General features: G+C 42.2%; 18 protein-coding genes. 1 reads left to right on the top strand and 17 read right to left on the bottom strand.

Going from position 1 to position 18,077, the window contains the following annotated elements; genetic code table 11:
• Window positions 1-138: 138 nt before the first annotated feature.
• The 17 genes from P2E05_RS05945 to napF form a co-directional block, all read right to left on the bottom strand.
• Window positions 139-1,170 carry a phosphotriesterase family protein gene (locus P2E05_RS05945; protein WP_154622001.1) on the bottom strand — a complete coding sequence of 344 codons (1,032 nt, stop codon included), beginning with the start codon at window positions 1,168-1,170 and terminating at the stop codon, window positions 139-141.
• A gap of 1 nt (window position 1,171) precedes the next feature.
• Complete coding sequence (locus P2E05_RS05940; RefSeq protein ID WP_154622002.1) at window positions 1,172-2,137, bottom strand: DMT family transporter; 966 nt, start codon at window positions 2,135-2,137, stop codon at window positions 1,172-1,174.
• 124 nt (window positions 2,138-2,261) lie between these two features.
• The gene (locus tag P2E05_RS05935; RefSeq protein ID WP_154623976.1) at window positions 2,262-2,999 is read right to left on the bottom strand and encodes a glutamine amidotransferase; all 738 of its coding nucleotides are present in this window, start codon (window positions 2,997-2,999) and stop codon (window positions 2,262-2,264) included.
• Window positions 3,000-3,024: 25 nt separating this feature from the next.
• Complete coding sequence (locus P2E05_RS05930; RefSeq protein WP_154635595.1) at window positions 3,025-4,245, bottom strand: PfkB family carbohydrate kinase; 1,221 nt, start codon at window positions 4,243-4,245, stop codon at window positions 3,025-3,027.
• Window positions 4,246-4,872: 627 nt separating this feature from the next.
• Complete coding sequence (locus P2E05_RS05925; protein WP_250000200.1) at window positions 4,873-5,943, bottom strand: cytochrome c-type biogenesis protein CcmH; 1,071 nt, start codon at window positions 5,941-5,943, stop codon at window positions 4,873-4,875.
• Window positions 5,940-6,497 carry a thiol:disulfide interchange protein DsbE gene (gene dsbE / locus P2E05_RS05920; protein ID WP_163860864.1) on the bottom strand — a complete coding sequence of 186 codons (558 nt, stop codon included), beginning with the start codon at window positions 6,495-6,497 and terminating at the stop codon, window positions 5,940-5,942. Before dsbE ends, P2E05_RS05925 begins: the two co-directional genes overlap by 4 nt.
• Window positions 6,494-8,425: a heme lyase CcmF/NrfE family subunit gene (locus P2E05_RS05915; RefSeq protein ID WP_276123051.1), complete on the bottom strand. Its 1,932-nt coding sequence runs from the start codon at window positions 8,423-8,425 to the stop codon at window positions 6,494-6,496. Before P2E05_RS05915 ends, dsbE begins: the two co-directional genes overlap by 4 nt.
• The gene (gene ccmE / locus P2E05_RS05910) at window positions 8,422-8,901 is read right to left on the bottom strand and encodes a cytochrome c maturation protein CcmE (RefSeq protein WP_163860862.1); all 480 of its coding nucleotides are present in this window, start codon (window positions 8,899-8,901) and stop codon (window positions 8,422-8,424) included. The genes P2E05_RS05915 and ccmE overlap by 4 nt, the downstream gene beginning before the upstream one ends.
• Window positions 8,898-9,110, bottom strand: coding sequence for a heme exporter protein CcmD (gene ccmD, locus P2E05_RS05905; RefSeq protein WP_154623891.1), 213 nt, complete (start codon window positions 9,108-9,110; stop codon window positions 8,898-8,900). Before ccmD ends, ccmE begins: the two co-directional genes overlap by 4 nt.
• Window positions 9,107-9,847, bottom strand: coding sequence for a heme ABC transporter permease (locus P2E05_RS05900; RefSeq protein WP_247047578.1), 741 nt, complete (start codon window positions 9,845-9,847; stop codon window positions 9,107-9,109). The genes ccmD and P2E05_RS05900 overlap by 4 nt, the downstream gene beginning before the upstream one ends.
• A gap of 192 nt (window positions 9,848-10,039) precedes the next feature.
• The gene (gene napC / locus P2E05_RS05895) at window positions 10,040-10,642 is read right to left on the bottom strand and encodes a cytochrome c-type protein NapC (protein WP_154623889.1); all 603 of its coding nucleotides are present in this window, start codon (window positions 10,640-10,642) and stop codon (window positions 10,040-10,042) included.
• A 9-nt stretch (window positions 10,643-10,651) separates the two neighbouring features.
• Window positions 10,652-11,101 carry a nitrate reductase cytochrome c-type subunit gene (gene napB, locus P2E05_RS05890; RefSeq protein WP_154623888.1) on the bottom strand — a complete coding sequence of 150 codons (450 nt, stop codon included), beginning with the start codon at window positions 11,099-11,101 and terminating at the stop codon, window positions 10,652-10,654.
• The gene (napH, locus tag P2E05_RS05885; RefSeq protein WP_247047579.1) at window positions 11,098-11,961 is read right to left on the bottom strand and encodes a quinol dehydrogenase ferredoxin subunit NapH; all 864 of its coding nucleotides are present in this window, start codon (window positions 11,959-11,961) and stop codon (window positions 11,098-11,100) included. The genes napB and napH overlap by 4 nt, the downstream gene beginning before the upstream one ends.
• Window positions 11,948-12,643 (bottom strand): ferredoxin-type protein NapG, encoded by a 696-nt coding sequence (napG, locus tag P2E05_RS05880; protein WP_276123050.1) that lies wholly within the window; start codon window positions 12,641-12,643, stop codon window positions 11,948-11,950. The genes napH and napG overlap by 14 nt, the downstream gene beginning before the upstream one ends.
• Window positions 12,644-12,649: 6 nt before the next feature.
• The gene (gene napA / locus P2E05_RS05875; RefSeq protein ID WP_247047581.1) at window positions 12,650-15,136 is read right to left on the bottom strand and encodes a nitrate reductase catalytic subunit NapA; all 2,487 of its coding nucleotides are present in this window, start codon (window positions 15,134-15,136) and stop codon (window positions 12,650-12,652) included.
• The gene (gene napD / locus P2E05_RS05870; RefSeq protein ID WP_195848175.1) at window positions 15,117-15,395 is read right to left on the bottom strand and encodes a chaperone NapD; all 279 of its coding nucleotides are present in this window, start codon (window positions 15,393-15,395) and stop codon (window positions 15,117-15,119) included. Before napD ends, napA begins: the two co-directional genes overlap by 20 nt.
• On the bottom strand, window positions 15,385-15,876 hold the full coding sequence (gene napF / locus P2E05_RS05865) for a ferredoxin-type protein NapF (protein ID WP_154623884.1): 492 nt from the start codon (window positions 15,874-15,876) through the stop codon (window positions 15,385-15,387). The genes napD and napF overlap by 11 nt, the downstream gene beginning before the upstream one ends.
• 752 nt (window positions 15,877-16,628) lie before the next feature.
• On the opposite strand from napF, the gene nrfA reads away from it, so the two are divergent.
• A complete protein-coding gene (gene nrfA, locus P2E05_RS05860; protein ID WP_163860859.1) occupies window positions 16,629-18,065 on the top strand; it encodes an ammonia-forming nitrite reductase cytochrome c552 subunit in 1,437 nt (478 codons plus the stop codon).
• The last annotated feature ends 12 nt before the right edge of the window (window positions 18,066-18,077 follow it).

Genomic DNA, 18,077 nt, shown 5'->3' with positions numbered 1-18,077 from the left:
TTATCGTTTTTTGTCAATAATGTTACCCATAAGATAGAAAATGTGCTTCACGCTTCGTTTCAAAAGATCCAATAAAAAGCGGCAATCGCTATTACGCTATCGCCGCAAAATAAAAAACGAATAACAAAGGGTGACTGATTAAGTGAGTAAATTAGCTGGGTTATCGATACATAAACGATCTAGCGTTGCTTTATCAACACCTTTTTTCGCCAATAACGATAAGAAAACATTGGGAACAAATCCCCAACCATTTCCACCATTTTTAGCCCACATCTGTTTTAAGAAAACATCGTGACTTAAAACAATCTGGTTACTGTATCCCAACTCGATCAGTTTATAGACTGCATCAACCGTTTCAGTAACGGTTGGCGCAACCCCTTCTTTTGGAAAGGAAATATCAAGACCTATCATATCGAATTCAAGCCATACGCCTCTGTCCAACATACGGCGTTGATAATCGATATCCTTTCCGGAGGGATCTGAATGTGCCAATGAGATTTTAGCGGGGTTAACGCCCATTTCTTTAATTAAGATATCCAATACCTCATCACCACGACGTTGCCAGCCTGGCATATGAATATTCATAGAAACATGGTCGTTGGCTAGCTGTGCTACAGATGCTGCTCTAAGGCTATTTTTTTCGCCCTCAGTAAAAAATGGTGACACCCCAATCTCACCAATCATACCTGCTCGAATATCCGTGCCATCAATACCAATATTTAATTCATCATCGATCATTTTGGCCATCTCATCGATGCTTTTAACCAGACGCTCGCCTTCAAATTTCTCGATATATAGCCCCGAGGAAGCAACAACATGAATACCTGTTTTTATCGCCACTTCACGTAATTGACGGACATCACGACCAATCGCTTCAGAGCCTGTTGCATCAACTAAGGTTTTCCCTCCAAGCTCTTTGAAGTTATTCACTTCATAAATCACATCATCGATGGGTTTTTTATCCATATTGTCACAGCAGCAATATGGATCATGTTTAAGCCCCCACTGAATATCCGCACTGACTTTTTTATCGACTAAGACATGTGAGAAATCATAAAAAGGTTCATCGACTACCGTTGATAAATCGTTAAACAGATGTTCATGGGGAAGAGTCAAACCCATATCTTCTTTTTTAACTGGTCCAGTTACTGTCTGAATATAACCTTTCATTTTATACTCCTGCTGTTTTTGCAGCCTTTGCTTCTTTAAATTCAGGAATAGTCGTAATAATCGCACCGACGAGTGCAAATAGAGTTCCAATGATCGTCACTAGATAAACAGTATTTCCCAGTGATGGCAGCAATAAATCAATCAGCACAGAACCGAGTAATTGCCCTGCTGTTGATGCCACCCCCAACATTAACAATCCTAATCCACGAACCAAGATAGCCATTAATGCGATAGACATAAGTCCTAATGGTCCACCGAGATACATCCACCACACACCTGGTAATTCAAGGGTGATGTGACCCAGCGCCATACGAATCACCAGCGCGACGGTTAAAACGGTGAAGCCAACAATAAAGTTCCAAGTGATAGAGACCATCATTGACCCTGTCGCTTCTGCAACTTTCGAGTTACCCGCAGGCTGCCATCCAGCTAAGAGACCAGCTAAGAATGGAAGAATGGCTAAGTAAATCGCTGACGTCGAATGCCATTGCGGTGAAACAACAAATAAGGTGGCAACAACAGCAAAAACAGCCCCTAATACACGGAAAGTGGTAAACGGTTTTTTCTCGTCAATACCGATCCCAAAACGGTCACACAGTAAGCCTGATAATAATAGTGCTGAAATCAATGCGGTTTGGAATGTTGCGATCCCCAGAGCACTCGCAGAAGCCCCTTCAGAGAAGACGACCATTGCGCCACATAAACCTGCAAACCAGTTCCATAATGGAATTTTACGTTGTTTAATTAAACTGGGAATGGCAGCAAATTGTTGTCTGGTCTGTTTTTTAGCTATGATAATAAAAAACATCACAACTAAACCGCTGGCGAAAGAAATCACAGCGCTGGCATTACCGTCTTTTAATACATCCCCTAGTTGCCCATTAACAGCAGATTGCATTGGCGATAACATACCGGCTAAAACCGTTGCTATCATCAGTAAAGGTGTAGAATAACTTTTTGCACTCATAAAATATTCCTTTTGGATTTTTGACTATGAGTCATTATTTTTGTAATCGGAGTACAAAGTGCGGGGGAACTCCCCACACTTAATTTCTTATTTTTTTGCTATTTTACTTTTGATGATATTTTAATTAGCGAGCGATCTGTTTTAGAATATTTACCCACATATCAGAGTAATGTTCCCAAGCCATAAATTCTTTACTTCCCCAATGTGGTGAGCAATCACTCATAAAACAGGCTGTTTTACCTTTTTCATATTCGCCGAAAACTAATAATGGATCTTCGCCAATATTTAGAACCGTTTCAGTATTATCTTTAGCTTTAACTTTGTTATAGCCTAAGAACATTGGCCAATTGCCAAAACCTTTAACTGAATCGTGTGCAGAATTAACTGGCGTTGCAAAAATACCTTCTGGTGTTTCAACACGGTCATCACCGTCTAACATTTCAACTGGCAATACATCCGCCAATAGCGTATTTTTATAATTCGCTTTAGCTTCAATGCCCATAAAGGACAAATAGCCACCAATCATTAATAACCCACCACCATTAATTACGTATTGCTTAATTAATTGCAGTGCATTTGGTAATACTTTCATATTATAGAAAGTATCATTCTGTAATAGGAATGTATTTGCACCAATATCGCTGATGACAACAACATCATATTTTTCCAATTCCTCCACCGTTTTAGGAAATGCCATTTGAACGGTATGAGCAGGCATATAATCAATTTCGACATTTTTATTTCTTAGGCAGCTTAATAAAAATGTCGCCCCCTCTTCATATTTACTCGAAGTAAAACTGTCGTAGCCTTTAGTATGAATCATATGAATGTGCCATGACTCACCAATAAATAAAATTTTCATTTTTATTCCTCTTTCAGAATATGAATTATTCAGGGGACTGAGTAACAACCTGCGAGTAGGTTGTTTGGTTAATACGATACATCACATTAATATCTTCAGGCATTTCTGAAGCATTACTGGTTTCTACGGCAAGCGATGAAAATGCAGAGGCATAACGCAACGCATAAGAAAACTGTTTTCCTTTCGCTAATGATGCGGCCAACGCACCATTAAACGCGTCTCCTGCACCTGCGGTATTTTTAACGACAGCCGTATAAGCGGGGGAGTAAATGAATTTATTGCCATCATAAGCAATAGAACCTTTACTTCCCAGCGTTATGACAACCTTCTTAACACCTTTGGTATGAATAATTTCTGCCGCTTTTTTTGCAGATTCCATATCAACAACATTGACACCTGAGAGCAAACTCGCTTCAGTTTCATTTGGCGTTAAAATATCGACCTTTTCCAATAGCTCAATCGCAATGTCACTATAAGGTGCTGGATTTAAAATAATTGGGATATTATATTCATTACCTATTGAAATAATTTCCCTTAATGCCTCAATATTGGTTTCAAGCTGCAACAGGATAATATTAGAATTAATAATCTTATCTTTTTGGATTTTCACTTCATCTGAACTAATATCCATATTCGAGCCAGGATAAATTGAGATGATATTTTCGCCACTATTTTCCGAAACAAAAATTGATGCTGTACCTGTTTGGAATTTTTCGGTCTGATAAATAGTTGATGTCTTAATTTTTGATGATGAAATAAAATTCACCGCATAATCACTAAATTGGTCAGTACCAATTTTAGTAATAAAGTGTACCTGTGAGTCTGAATAACTTGCAGCTAAGGCCTGATTACATCCTTTGCCACCCGGTGAAAATATAAATTTATTTGATAATAATGACTCGCCAGCCTCTGGTAATCGAGGCAAATAACTTATCATATCAACATTAAATGAACCTAATACACAAACTTTGCCGTTCACTGAATCATCCTTATTGGTAATTTCATTAAGGCTATCGTTACATTCAAGAAATTGTATAATTTCTTTTTTTGCAACTTTATCTAGGGATTCAAATTCAATGAATGCGCCACCGTGGCAACGGCTAACAATTCCTTTTTTTGCCAAAGAATTTAAATCTGCTCTAATGGTTTCTTTTGTGACATTCAGTTCTTTCGACAAAACAGAAACTTTTGCTGAGCCTGCATTTTTTAAAAAATTAATTATTTTTTTATGTCGTTCTGCTTTCATGCCATTTTACCTCATGGCATTTACTCTAATTCAGATAATGTTATTTTAATGTGATAATAATCATATGTTCCCAAGACAAAGCAAAAAAAAGCAAAAAACACAAAAATAAAAACAAAAAAAAGCAAAAGCATATTACGTTAAGGTAAATTTAATTTTAAATACAAAATAAAATAAGAAAACATTAGCTAATTTAATTATCATTTGATTTAAGATTAAAATAACATCTATATGATTTATTATAAAAAAACAAAATTAAATGAAATTAGACATTTATTTCAATCAATTATAAAAAGAAAAATAAACTTATCACTAATAGTTAATTATAAAGAGTTTTAAATAAATAAATTACTTAATTTTCAATTTTAACCCGCTAAATTCAAAATTGAATCGATTCAAATTTTTGCATTTTCATTGATTTTATTTTTTCCTATAAATGTCATCAGCAGACTAAAAAATTCGGTTCCACTCCAATCAGTACCCTGTCACACGTTACCTGACCAGAAAAATGATGGCTAATACAACTCACAGTAAAAGGTAACCTATTGACATTAAAATTAAATCTATCGTGAAAAATAAAAAAAGGGAGCTTTAGCTCCCCTTTTTTATTTCGTTGAAAAATTTAACCCGCTACTGCTGAGCCGCTTTTTTCTCATGTATCATCATTAATGCTTGCTCAATACTACGTTCAATAACACGTCTACGCTGATCGTTTTCAGGCAATAGCTTCAGCATCATCTGCCAAGCCGAGATTGCTTCAGCGTAACGTTCTTGTTCAAATGCATTAAAGGCAAACATACTGAGCGCCTTCACATTCATTCGATTTTCAGCGATCAATTTGCGTAATAACTCGCCCCCCAACCGATTATCTTCCGGATCAGAAGAACGGGTTAAAACCTCGGCATAGCCTAATGCAATGTTATCATCTGTGGGTTTAAGACGGTAAGCACGCTCATATGCATCTGTCGCCATTGTTGCGTTATTTAACACCATGCCTATGCGACCTAACATCACCCATGCATCCACATTCAAAGGTTCATCCTGTAACCGAGAACGTAGTCCTAATGCAAGGCGTTCCATTTCTTCATTATTTAATGGCGGCTCTGACGGATCTAATGCCCTATCGAGTAAAGCTGGAGCTTGCTGGTAAGCCAAATTCCAATCAGTAACTTTGCTATAATTTCCTACCTGATAATAAGCTGTAATCCCAATACCAACCGCAATAATCACCCCAGGAACATATACCCAACCACTTGCGCGTGTTGATTCTAGTGCATCAACCAGTTGCGGCTCATGCTCAGCAACACTCTTTATACGTATTCGCTTTTTAGAACGTGCATAGATAATCCATCCCCCCACAATAATAGCGGCAAAAGGTAAGCCCCATAACAACAGTGTTAATGGCGTCAACGGCGGATTATAAGTGACAAAATAACCGTACCGCGCCACCATATAATCAACAATTTCGTCACGGCTTTTGCCTTCTTTCATTAGCTCATACACTTTTTGGCGTAAGTCTAACGCGATCATAGAATTTGAATCAGCGATACTATTATTTTGACATTTAGGGCAGCGTAGCTCCTCGGTTAATTTACGAAACTGCTGCTCCTGTTGCTCATTATCGAAGGTAAAAACCTCTGTCGCTGCAAAAGTATGCGTAGCGGTCAGCAGAAACATCAAAAAGCCAATAAGGTATTTCATTGATTGGCCTCCTTGCTATATCTATCCCACAGCGGCTTCATTTCCTTATTCCAGACTTGCTCATCCATCGCTCCTGCATGGCGATAGCGAATAATACCATTGCCATCAATCAAAAAAGTTTCTGGTGCTCCGTAAACGCCTAAATCAAGGCCTAACATGCCTTCACCATCAAATAGGCTTAAATCATAGGGATTACCTAACTCGCGTAACCAAACAATGGCTTTTTGCCTATCATCTTTGTAATTGAGGCCTACCACTCGTACCCCCTGAGCTGCAAGTTCATTGAGGTACTTGTGCTCTGCACGACACGTAGGGCACCATGTTGCCCACACATTTAATAAAATAGGTTTACCCTGTATCAAGACATTAGATTCGTAATGTTGTCCAGGGTTTTCCAAAGACTCTAAACGAAATACAGGCACAGGTTTTCCGACTAAAGCAGACTCCAATAAGCGTGGATCATCACCTTCCGCATTCCGCATTAATTGCCATAATAAAACCGCAGCAATTGCAGCAAAAATAACCAATGGGATCAAAAATACTTTGCGGCTCATACAGCCTCCGGCACAGGTTTACGGCGACGATAACGTGGATCGAACAGGCAGAACAGTGCACCAACAGCCATTAAGATGCCGCCAGACCATATCCAACGTACAAATGGTTTATAGTAAAGACGCATCGTCCAAACATTTGGACCGATTTCTTCACCTAATGCCGCATACAGGTCTCGGGTAAAACCACCATCAATAGCCGCTTCAGTCATGACTGCACGACTGGTATTATAAAAACGCTTTTCAGGCTGAAGTTTTGTCAGCAGTTTGCCGTTTTCTTTAACATCAATATTACCAATAACACCTTGATAGTTAGGGCCATCTGCTTCATGTACCCCATTAAATACAAAAGTATAATCACGGATAACCACACTTTCGTTCGGTTTCATTTTAACATCACGTTCAATGCTGTAATTTTGGCTAAAGGCAATTCCAACAATCGTCACCGCCAAACCTAGATGTGCAAATACCATTCCCCAATAGCTCGGCGTCAGCTTAATTTTTTTGCTAATACGCACTCGCATTTCAGCGACGGCTAATATCGCTATCCAACAAGCCATCATCAAGCCAAGTATGGTGAGCGCCTCAAATCTATCTTGCATGAGCCACGGTAACAGAAATGACAAAATCAACGTCACTAACAATGCAATCAGTAATAATTTGCGAATTGATGCGGGGCGATCTCGTCCCCAACGTACCAGCGGCCCGATACCTAATAACAGTGCGAATGGCACCATCAAGGCAATAAACATGGTGTTAAAGAAGGGTTCGCCTATCGAAATACTTCCAAGGCCGATTTGTTTATGAACCAGCGGTAATAATGTGCCTAATAACACCACTAGCATGGCGGCTGTTAAGATCACGTTATTAGCCAATAACATCGACTCTCTCGACCAAAGCGCATTATTAACGCGTGAACGCACTTTGTGCCCTCTCACTGCGAACAGCAGCAATGAACCGCCAATCACTAACACCATAAAGGCTAAAATAAATAACCCTCTGGAAGGATCTGAAGCGAAAGCATGCACAGAAACCAATACGCCAGAACGAACGAGGAAGGTACCAAGTAAGCAGAGTGAGAATGTAAAAATAGACAACAATAGTGACCAAGCCTTAAAAGTGGCTCTCTGCTCAGTGACTGCCAATGAATGTATTAACGCGGTTCCGACTAACCAAGGCATAAATGAAGCATTTTCAACAGGATCCCAGAACCACCAGCCTCCCCAGCCTAGCTCATAATAAGCCCAAGCTGAACCTAGCATGATCCCTAATGTTAAGAAAAACCAAGCTGCCATCGTCCATGGCCGAGCAAAGCGCGTAAACGAACTATCTAAGCGACCACTTAATAGCGCTGCAATCGCGAACGCAAAAGCCACCGAGAATCCGACATAGCCCATGTACAATAATGGTGGATGAAAAATCAAACCGGGGTCTTGCAAAAGTGGGTTGAGGTCACGACCTTCAATTGGGAAAGACGGTAATGTGCGTGAAAATGGGTTAGAGGTAAAAATAATGAATAATAGAAAACCTACACTGACCATTCCCATCACGGCTAAAACACGTGCCACAATATCCAGTGGCATACGATAGCTACACAAGGCGACCGCAAATGTCCAACCACTCATCAACAGTACCCATAACAGCAAGGAACCTTCGTGAGCTCCCCATGTTGCCGCCACACGGTACCAGATCGGCAATTGCGTATTGGAATTATTAGCGACGTAAGTAACAGAAAAATCATTCACAACGAATGCATTGACCAAGACCAAAAAAGCGCCCGTGACACACAAAAATAGTAGCCAAGCCAAAGGCCTAGATGAACGCATCAGTCGTTCATCATGCCGCGATACGCCCCATAATGGATAGACAGACAGTAATACTGCAATCCCCAATGCTAGACATAATAATAGGTTTCCAACCTCAGGGATCATGACGCGTTATCCTTATAAGCAGCCGCGGGTCTGCGGTGATTTTCTTGCATCGCTTGCTCAACTTCTGGTGGCGTATAATTTTCATCATGTTTAGCGAGTACTTCTTTCGCAATAACATGGTGATTTTCAGCCAACTCGCCCTGCACAACAACGCCCTGACCTTCACGGAATAAATCAGGCAAGATACCGTCATAGCTGACGTCAACTTCCCCTTCAGCGTCATACACGGTAAAAGTGACTTTGAGTGAATCAGGATCACGCTGCACAGTGCCCGGCATCACCATTCCACCAACACGTAAGCGTTGTCCGACTTCGGGTATCTGTTGTGTTTCCCGTTTTCCATAAATAATCTCTCCGGGCGTATAAAACAGATCAATACTGGAGCGAAGTGCATAAAGTAATAATGCTACCGTTAACCCCACACCAATCAGGATTGCACAGACTAGCCATAATCTATTTTTACGACGAATATTCACTCAACCTCCCGACGCGCTCGTGCCGCTTTTTGTCTCGCTTCTCTTGCTTGCTGTGCAATAATTGAGTTAATTATCATTTTTCGTTGTAACACCGTGTGAATACACAGCAACAACAATGGGGTAATCGTCAAGGCGACGGCTAGCCATACATAAAATGCATAGCCTCCCATCGCAAAAAAATCGCTCCAAGATGCAAATGCACTACTCATGATTTGCGCCCCTTCTTGTTCACAATATCAAGAACCCACGGGCGATTACGTTCCAGTAGTAAGAGTTGATTACGTAAACGCACCAGCGTCAGAGAAATAAATAAAAATAGGTAACCTAGAATCGCTAAGCGCAATGGTGTGCGCATCGCAGGATTAATACTTTGCTGCATACGTGTTGACGGCTGATGCAGTGTATTCCACCATTCAACAGAATAGTGAATAATCGGTAAATTAATGACACCAATTAACACTAATATTGCAGCCGCTTTTCCGGCTGTTCGACGATCATCGAATGCATGCCAAAGAGCAATAATACCGACATAAAGGAAAAAGAGGATAAGCTCAGAAGTTAAACGTGCATCCCACACCCACCATGCACCCCACATCGGTTTTCCCCATGTCGCCCCAGTGACTAAAGCGATAAAGGTAAAAACAGCGCCAATTGGCGCCATGGCTGCAATCGCCAGTTCAGCGACTTTCATCTGCCAAACTAAGCCAATAAATGCGATGATCGCCATCGTGGCATAAATTCCCATGGACCACATTGCAGCAGGAACATGGATGTACATGATGCGATAGCTGTCACTTTGCTGATAATCAGTTGGTGCAAACCCGAATCCCCACCCCCATCCTAGTGCTAAAAAAATGACACTGAGAATAATAAACCAAGGTGTCAATCGTCCACATAATTGATAGAGGTTGACAGGGATGGCAAGTTGGTGAAGCTTTTTCCACATATTTAAGGGCTCCGGATCATATCGCTGGCAAACGTTATGCTGCTGCAATATACCATACACGTATTAACGATGGGTTTATTGATATAACACAAATATAACTTGAGGCTAGTCAAACAATTAACTGTTCAATAGCCTCGGTGCTTGTCAGACATAAGCGGATTCAAGCACTCGTCATGAACCCGCTTTTTTCATTTAAAAACCAGGTTCAACGTCACGCATATCAGGTAACTTATGCGCTATCCCTTTATGGCAATCAATACAGGTTTTTCCATCAATAATGGCTTGGTCATGCATTTTAGCAGCGACCCCTTTTTGGGCTGTAAAATCCATATATTCAAAGTTATGGCAATTACGACATTCCTGTGAATCGTTATCTTTCATCCTTCGCCACTCATTTTGCGCCATCGCTAAACGATGCTCTTCAAATTTTTGTGGGGTATCAATGATGCCAAATGCCTTACCATAAAGTTCTTTACTCGCTTTGATCTTTCTGACCATTTTAGGCACAAATTCATGGGGTACATGGCAATCAGGGCAAGTTGCTCTCACACCACTACGGTTAGTGTAGTGAATAGTGTCCATGTACTCTTCATAAACATTCTCACGCATTTCATGACAACTAATACAAAACTCTTCTGTATTCGCCATTTCCATGCCCGTGTTGAATCCGCCCCAGAAAATGACGCCACTCACAAAACCAATCAGTAACAACGTTCCCAATGCCAAGCGGCTTGGACGTCGCCACCACTGCCATACTCGACGGATCAAACCCGGTTTTTCATTATTCTTAGCCATGAGTGCCCCTTATTGACCAAAGCCTTTGGATGGGGTGAATGTGTTATCCACAATGGGTGAAGTATCTGACTGTGGTACATGACACTGCAAACAGAAATAACGGTTTGGTGCTACCCCGCCCAGCACCTTACCCGTCGCATCCATAAAGTGAGTTGGACTCACGCGAGGTGCCCCTGTGGTGCGATAGTTTTCAACACCATGGCATTGCAAGCAACGGTTTGTGTTGGTGGTAATTTGATATCCTTCAACACTATGTGGGATCATAGGAGGTTGATTCACATAGTTTAATGCCATTCTTTCCTGCTCTTTAGGGATATGAATGCTCCCCTCTTGAGTACCAGACACTTCTGGTGACTTAGAAAGATCGACGCCATTTGCAGCCCAAGTCAGGCTCGTCGCAATGAGGGCCATTCCAACCATCCAACGGCTCGCTGTCTTAATCAGGGCATGGATTTTCATGATTTCGCTCCCGAACTCCATCGTAGTGTTATTTTAAAAACATCCTCAGAACACACATCAATACAACGACCGCATGTAATGCAATCCTTATCAGATATCATGACTGGGGCTTGTTTATCTAAAACCGGCGCTCGCAGTACTTGCGGCTCCGGACAAATGTGGAAGCAATCCATACAGCGGGTACAGTTTTGTTTGTTCATCGCTGCAACGGTGATAGCCCCTTTACAGCCCGCGATGCCATATAACGCACCGAGCGGACATAGATGGCCGCACCAGCCATGCTCCACAACGAGTAAATCAAATAAAAATAAGGCGAGCAGTAGCAACGCTCCGCTGCCAAAACCGAATATTAGACTTCGGCCCATTAATGAAACGGGGTTAATCCATTCCCACACTAAAGTTCCCGTGACCGCGGAGCCTATCAAAATCACGATAAGCAACACATAACGGATATAGCGCGGTATCGTCGCGGATTGATTAAAATCGAATTTACGACGTAGCCACGCCGCGGCATCTGTCACTGGATTAATCGGACATACCCAACTGCAAAAAATGCGTTTTCCTAAAAATGCATAAACCAGTAATACAATGGCAGCGCCAATTAATGCTGAAATGGCTGGCAAATAGCCACTTGCAAGGCTTTCTAATGTAATCAGTGGGTCGGTTAATGGCACGGTATCTAACAATAAACTACTGCTATAGTTACCGTGTAAGATCCATACCCCAAACCAAGGCCCACTCAAAAACATCGCTAACACCAAAAATTGGCTGACCCGACGCATCCACAACCATTTGTGACTTTGCCACCACCCTTTTTTCGCCAGTGCCTCACGCCCAGCATCGCGTTTACGATTTGCCATCATTTCCCTCCAACCAACCAAAGCGGTAGTGATGTCCTAACTCCCCTTTAGCCAGCGTTAATGGAAGCACTTTGATTGCCGCCTCTTCTAAAACACAAGCTTGCTCGCATTTACCACATCCAGTACAAGCACTGCTATGCACTGTAGGTAAAAAGCGAGCATGTTTGCCGGTACGGTGGTTTTGCTCTATTTCTAGGGTAATTGCTTCATCAATTAACGGACAAACGCGATAACAGACATCACAGCGTAGTCCTTGAAAATTGAGGCAGTTTTCCTGATCAAGTAACACTGCCAGCCCCATTCGAGCGTCGTTGATGGAGTCGATCTCTTTATCCAATGCACCACTTGGACACACTTTGGCACAAGGAATGTCCTCACACATTTCACAAGGTTTTTCCCGTGCAATGAAATAAGGCGTTCCCGCCGCTAATCCCGAGGCTAGTGTGGCCAGTTTTAACATGTCATAAGGACAGGCTTGCACGCATTGACCACAACGAACACAAGCACTTGCAAATGCATTTTCATTAATGGCTCCCGGCGGACGAAGACGAATTCCGCTCGCTCGGGAGGTTTGCTGTTGTAACCCCAGTACCACACCAATAGCGGCCAATCCACCTGCCGCGCGAACGGTATCACGCAAAAAACGGCGGCGACTATTTTGAAGTTTCGGTTTCTGGGACATGAGCAATTACACCTTCTCTAGCTTAACGGCACATTTTTTGTAATCCGTCTCTTTTGAAAGCGGATCGGTAGCATCTAGCGTTAAGTTATTCACTAACTGAGATGCATCAAAGAAGGCCATATACACCAGTCCTTTCGGTGGCCGATTGCGCCCGCGTGTTTCAACGATAGTCGTCACCTCACCACGACGCGAAACGACTTTCACTTTGTCACCACGACGCAACCCTCTGTCTTTCGCATCTAATGGATGCATAAATACTTGTGACTCAGGAAATGCACGATGTAACTCTGGTACACGACGCGTCATACTACCTGTATGCCAATGCTCTAATACTCGACCCGTCGATAGCCACAAGTCATATTCTTTGTCTGGTATTTCTGCGGCTGGCTCAAATGGCAGAGCAAAAATGACCGCCTTGCCATCGGGCTTGCCATAGAATTGGTAGCCACTGCCAGCTTTGACATACGGGTCATGCCCTTCGCTATAACGCCATTGTGTCTCTTTACCATCAACCACAGGCCAACGGATACCACGTGCTTTGTGGTAGTCATCGAATGGTGCAAGGTCGTGACCGTGGCCTCGGCCAAAACTTGCGTACTCTTCAAATAAGCCTTTTTGCAGGTAGAAACCGAGTTCCCGCGACTCATCATTTAATTGGTCTTCTGCCAACTCTGAAATCGGAAACTGAGTAACGGCTTGGGTTGCAAACAGAACATCATAAAGCGTCTTACCACGGTATTCAGGTTTCTTAGCCAGTAACTCTTCAGGCCACACTTCTTCTGTTTTAAAGCGACGAGAAAATTGCACCATCTGCCACAGGTCAGATTTTGCTTCGCCTGGCGCTTTAACTTGTTGACGCCAAAATTGTGTCCGACGCTCTGCGTTACCATAAGCACCTTCTTTTTCAACCCACATTGCAGTCGGTAAGATCAAGTCAGCAGAGATAGCACTCACGGTCGGATAAGGGTCTGAAACGACGATAAAATTGCGCGGATCACGCCAACCCGGCATGCGTTCTTCGTTAATATTTGGGCCAGCTTGCATGTTGTTGTTGCACATTACCCAATAGAAGTTGAGTGTACCGTCTTTTAATGCACGATCTTGCGCTACCGCATGTAGCCCCACTTTTTCTGGGATCGTACCAGCGGGTAATTGCCAAACTTGTTCGACTTTCTCACGATGTTTTTCATTGGTTACGACCATGTCTGCGGGTAAGCGGTGTGCAAAAGTGCCTACCTCACGAGCCGTACCACATGCTGATGGCTGTCCTGTCAATGAGAAAGGACCACAACCTGGTTGTGAGATTTTTCCGGTCAATAAGTGCAAGTTATAACAAAGGTTATTTGCCCAAACACCACGAGTGTGCTGATTAAAGCCCATCGTCCAGTAAGAGACTACTTTTATGTTTGGATCAGCATACAGTTTAGCTAATGCTTCTAACTGATCTTTAGGAACTCCCGTCATTTCGGCGGTTTTGTCTAGCGTATAGTCAGCAACGAATGCCTTATACTCATCCCATGTCATTGGTTCTGAAGCATCTGAACCTGGGTTTTTGGCACTTTGTTCTAAAGGATGAGTGGGTCGTAAGCCATAACCGATATCCGTTGCACCACGGCGTAAATTAACGTGTTTATCAAAGAATTCCTGATTAACCGCATTATTTTCAATAATATAGTTAGCAATATAATTCAGGATCACTAAGTCAGATTGCGGCGTAAACACAATGCCGTTATCCGCCAATTCAAAACTACGGTGTTTAAAGGTAGAAAGAACCGCAACACGCACATTTGGGTCAGATAAGCGGCGATTGGTGATCCGAGACCACAAAATAGGGTGCATCTCTGCCATATTTGAGCCCCAAAGCACAAATGCATCGGCTTGCTCGATATCATCATAGCAACCCATAGGCTCATCCATACCGAAAGTACGCATAAAGCCAACAACCGCAGAAGCCATGCAGTGACGTGCATTCGGGTCTAAATTATTAGAACGGAACCCCCCTTTGAACAATTTAGAGGCTGCATAACCTTCCCACACGGTCCACTGACCGGAGCCAAACATACCCACGCCTTCAGGGCCGCGCGCTTTTAATGTCGTTTTGAGTTTTTCTTCCATGACATCAAAGGCTTTTTCCCAAGTTACAGGGGTAAACTCACCATTTTTGTCATATTCACCGTCTTTCATACGCAGCAATGGCTGAGTCAAACGGTCTTTTCCGTACATAATTTTAGGTAAGAAATACCCTTTAATGCAGTTTAAACCCCGATTAACCGGCGCTTCTGGATCGCCTTGGCTCGCCACTATACGGCCATTTTGGGTTCCTACAAGTACACCGCACCCTGTACCACAAAAGCGGCAAGGCGCCTTATCCCATTTGATGTCCTCTTGTTGCCCGACGACTGCCTTAGCGAGACTCGGTGCACCAATACCTGCCGCCGCAGCAGCGGCCGCAACAGCATTGGCTTTCATGAAGCTACGACGACTGAGTTTCATCATTTTCCTCACATTGCTCATCCTGCTGGTGGTAAACCAGCGAAACAGACAGCACGCCTTCAACATTGCGTACTGAATCAATAGTATCAATCAGAGTGCGACTGTGTTCTGACTCAACAACAACAATCAATTTGCCTGTTTCAGGTGAGCTAATCGCCACCTCGCAACCAGGCAATTGATTCAAAGCCGTCGTCACAGTGCAAGCCTGTTCATATTTTACTTGTACAATCAAACTACATACTTGCCAGCTATTGTGCATTTTCATGCTCCAAAGTAATGGCTGATACAGGGCAACTGGCAACACAGGCGCCACAACCTGTACAACCCTGCTTATCAATCTTGGGCTGATAGATTCCAGTCAGTGATGGACGAAAAGAGATCACTTGCGGCTCACAATTGTCTTCGCAACGTCGACATTCAATAGAACGGTAGGCCAGACAGGTTTGAGCAATAGAAATGGAAATATCCCAAGGCTGAGACGTTTGCGGCAGAAATATTGGTTCAGGGCACGCGGTAGCACAGGCATAGCAGAATGTGCATTCCCCTTGTAAAAAATCAACGACAGGATAACCGCCAGGGCCGGAAACGAGAATTGCAGTTTCACAATGTGTAAGGCATTCGTTGCAACGAATGCAACTTTCAATAAAGCGATCTTCACTACCACTCCATGGCGGTCGAACAACAGGCGTCGCACTGCGCCACGCACCTGTTAATACTCCCCGACGGGTGATATCAACCATGTTGATTTCCTTAACATTGCCCAAACAAAATTAATGCAAAAATTGAAAATTAACCGCAAATTTTATATGTGTATTAATGACAAATATTAACGACTGAGGGTATAAAAATACATACTACTAAGTAGGTAACATTAATTATTATATTAATTGAAAAAAAATAGTTTACTTGGAAAGTATTTTGAATTTTATTAGGTAACTTGCTGACTAACCCTTATATTATTTAGAGTAGTAAAAAGTTATTAACATTTTTTAAATAGGGTAAACCAAATTAAACCTAAACCTTCATGAAATATTCATATCTATAACAGATAGAAATACCACCAAAGAGGTACAAGAGCAGTTCTCTTTATTCTTTTCATATCGAAAATATTAGAACTAATGCACATTTTATTTTTCATTCTATAAATCGAAAGCCTTGCGACTCATTGAACACTGTCATTTACAACGCATTATCGCCCTCATTATTATCGCTGATAATGAGAATGAATCTTAACGGCTTAATACCTCTTTTTATTTTAGACTGTTTCATGTTTTCTTTCCTAATTTACATCCATGATCAGATATTACTCACATTATCTTAATCACACTTCTTTTAATAAATTTAGCTTTGATCAAAAACAATATTTTGAGTGTGGTTATTTGCTAGAGCTATTAACTAGGCATGTCATGATGGCAATCATCTATTTGCCATCACTTATAAATAATAATATTACAGCCAATGGGATGGCTGGCTTACATCACTCGAGGCCCTTATGGCAAAGATAAGAAATAGTATTCTGTGCTTACTGAGTTTGCTTGCAGGAATATTTCTATTTAGTAACTCTATCCACGCACAAACAGAATCAAAGGAAGCATCATCAACCATTAATACCAAAAATGAGTCCTTTGCTCAGTCACATCCTGATCAATATCATTCATGGCGTGCAACCTCTGAGCAAGCACAACGTGAAGACGCTCTTGCTGAGGATCCACGCTTAGTGATCCTTTGGGCTGGTTATCCTTTTTCTCGTGATTACAACAAGCCTCGCGGTCATGCTTACGCACTCATTGATGTGCGTGAGACACTAAGAACTGGGGCACCTAAAAACGCACAAGATGGCCCACTTCCTATGGCATGTTGGAGCTGCAAAAGTCCTGATGTTGCAAGACTGATTCAAGAACAAGGCGAAGATAACTATTTCCATGGTAAATGGGCAAAAGGCGGTCCCGAAATCGTTAATGTATTAGGATGTGCTGACTGCCACAAAACTGACTCACCTGAATTTGCTCAAGGTAAACCTGCGCTTACACTCACACGTCCCTATGCCGCAAGAGCTATGGAAACCATTGGAAAGCCTTTTGAGCACGCGAGCCGTTTCGAACAACAATCTATGGTGTGTGGTCAATGCCATGTCGAATATTACTTTGCAGGAGACAATAAATCCGTCAAATTCCCTTGGGATAACGGTACCAAAGTAGAAGACATGGAAGTGTATTATGACAATATCGGTTTTTCTGATTGGACAAACTCACTGTCAAAAGCCCCCATGCTAAAAGCACAGCATCCTGAGTTCGAAACATGGAGTGCAGGTATTCACGGAAAAAATAACGTCACCTGTATCGACTGCCATATGCCTAAATTGCAAAATGAAAAAGGTGAACTCTATACCAGCCACAAAATAGGAAACCCTTTCGATAACTTTGAACAAACCTGCCGTAATTGCCATACCCAAAGCAAACAAGCGCTACAAGCTGTTGTCGCTGAGCGTAAACAAGCGATCCAAGAGATGAAAATCAAAGTGGAAGATCAACTCGTGCATGCCCACTTTGAAGCCAAAGCAGCTTGGGATGCCGGTGCGACAGAAAAAGAAATGGCACCTATTTTAGCTGATATTCGCCATGCTCAATGGCGTTGGGACCTCGCGATTGCGTCTCATGGTATTCATATGCATGCGCCTGATGAAGGCCTACGTATGCTAGGTGGAGCGATGAATAAAGCTGCCGATGCACGGACTAAATTGGTGCGCTTGTTAGGTGCGAAAGGCGTTACCCATGAAATTGCTATTCCTGATATTTCAACCAAAGAAAAAGCCCAACAGGCAATTGGTTTGGATATGCAAAAAATCAATGCTGAAAAACAAGAGTTTTTGAAAACCATTGTACCGGAGTGGGATGATCAAGCTCGTAAAAACAATCTGCTAAGCCAATAACCGCAATCCGCC

The organism is Providencia stuartii, assembly GCF_029277985.1.
Classification (GTDB): domain Bacteria; phylum Pseudomonadota; class Gammaproteobacteria; order Enterobacterales; family Enterobacteriaceae; genus Providencia; species Providencia zhejiangensis.
This window is presented reverse-complemented; position numbering and strand designations above follow the sequence as displayed.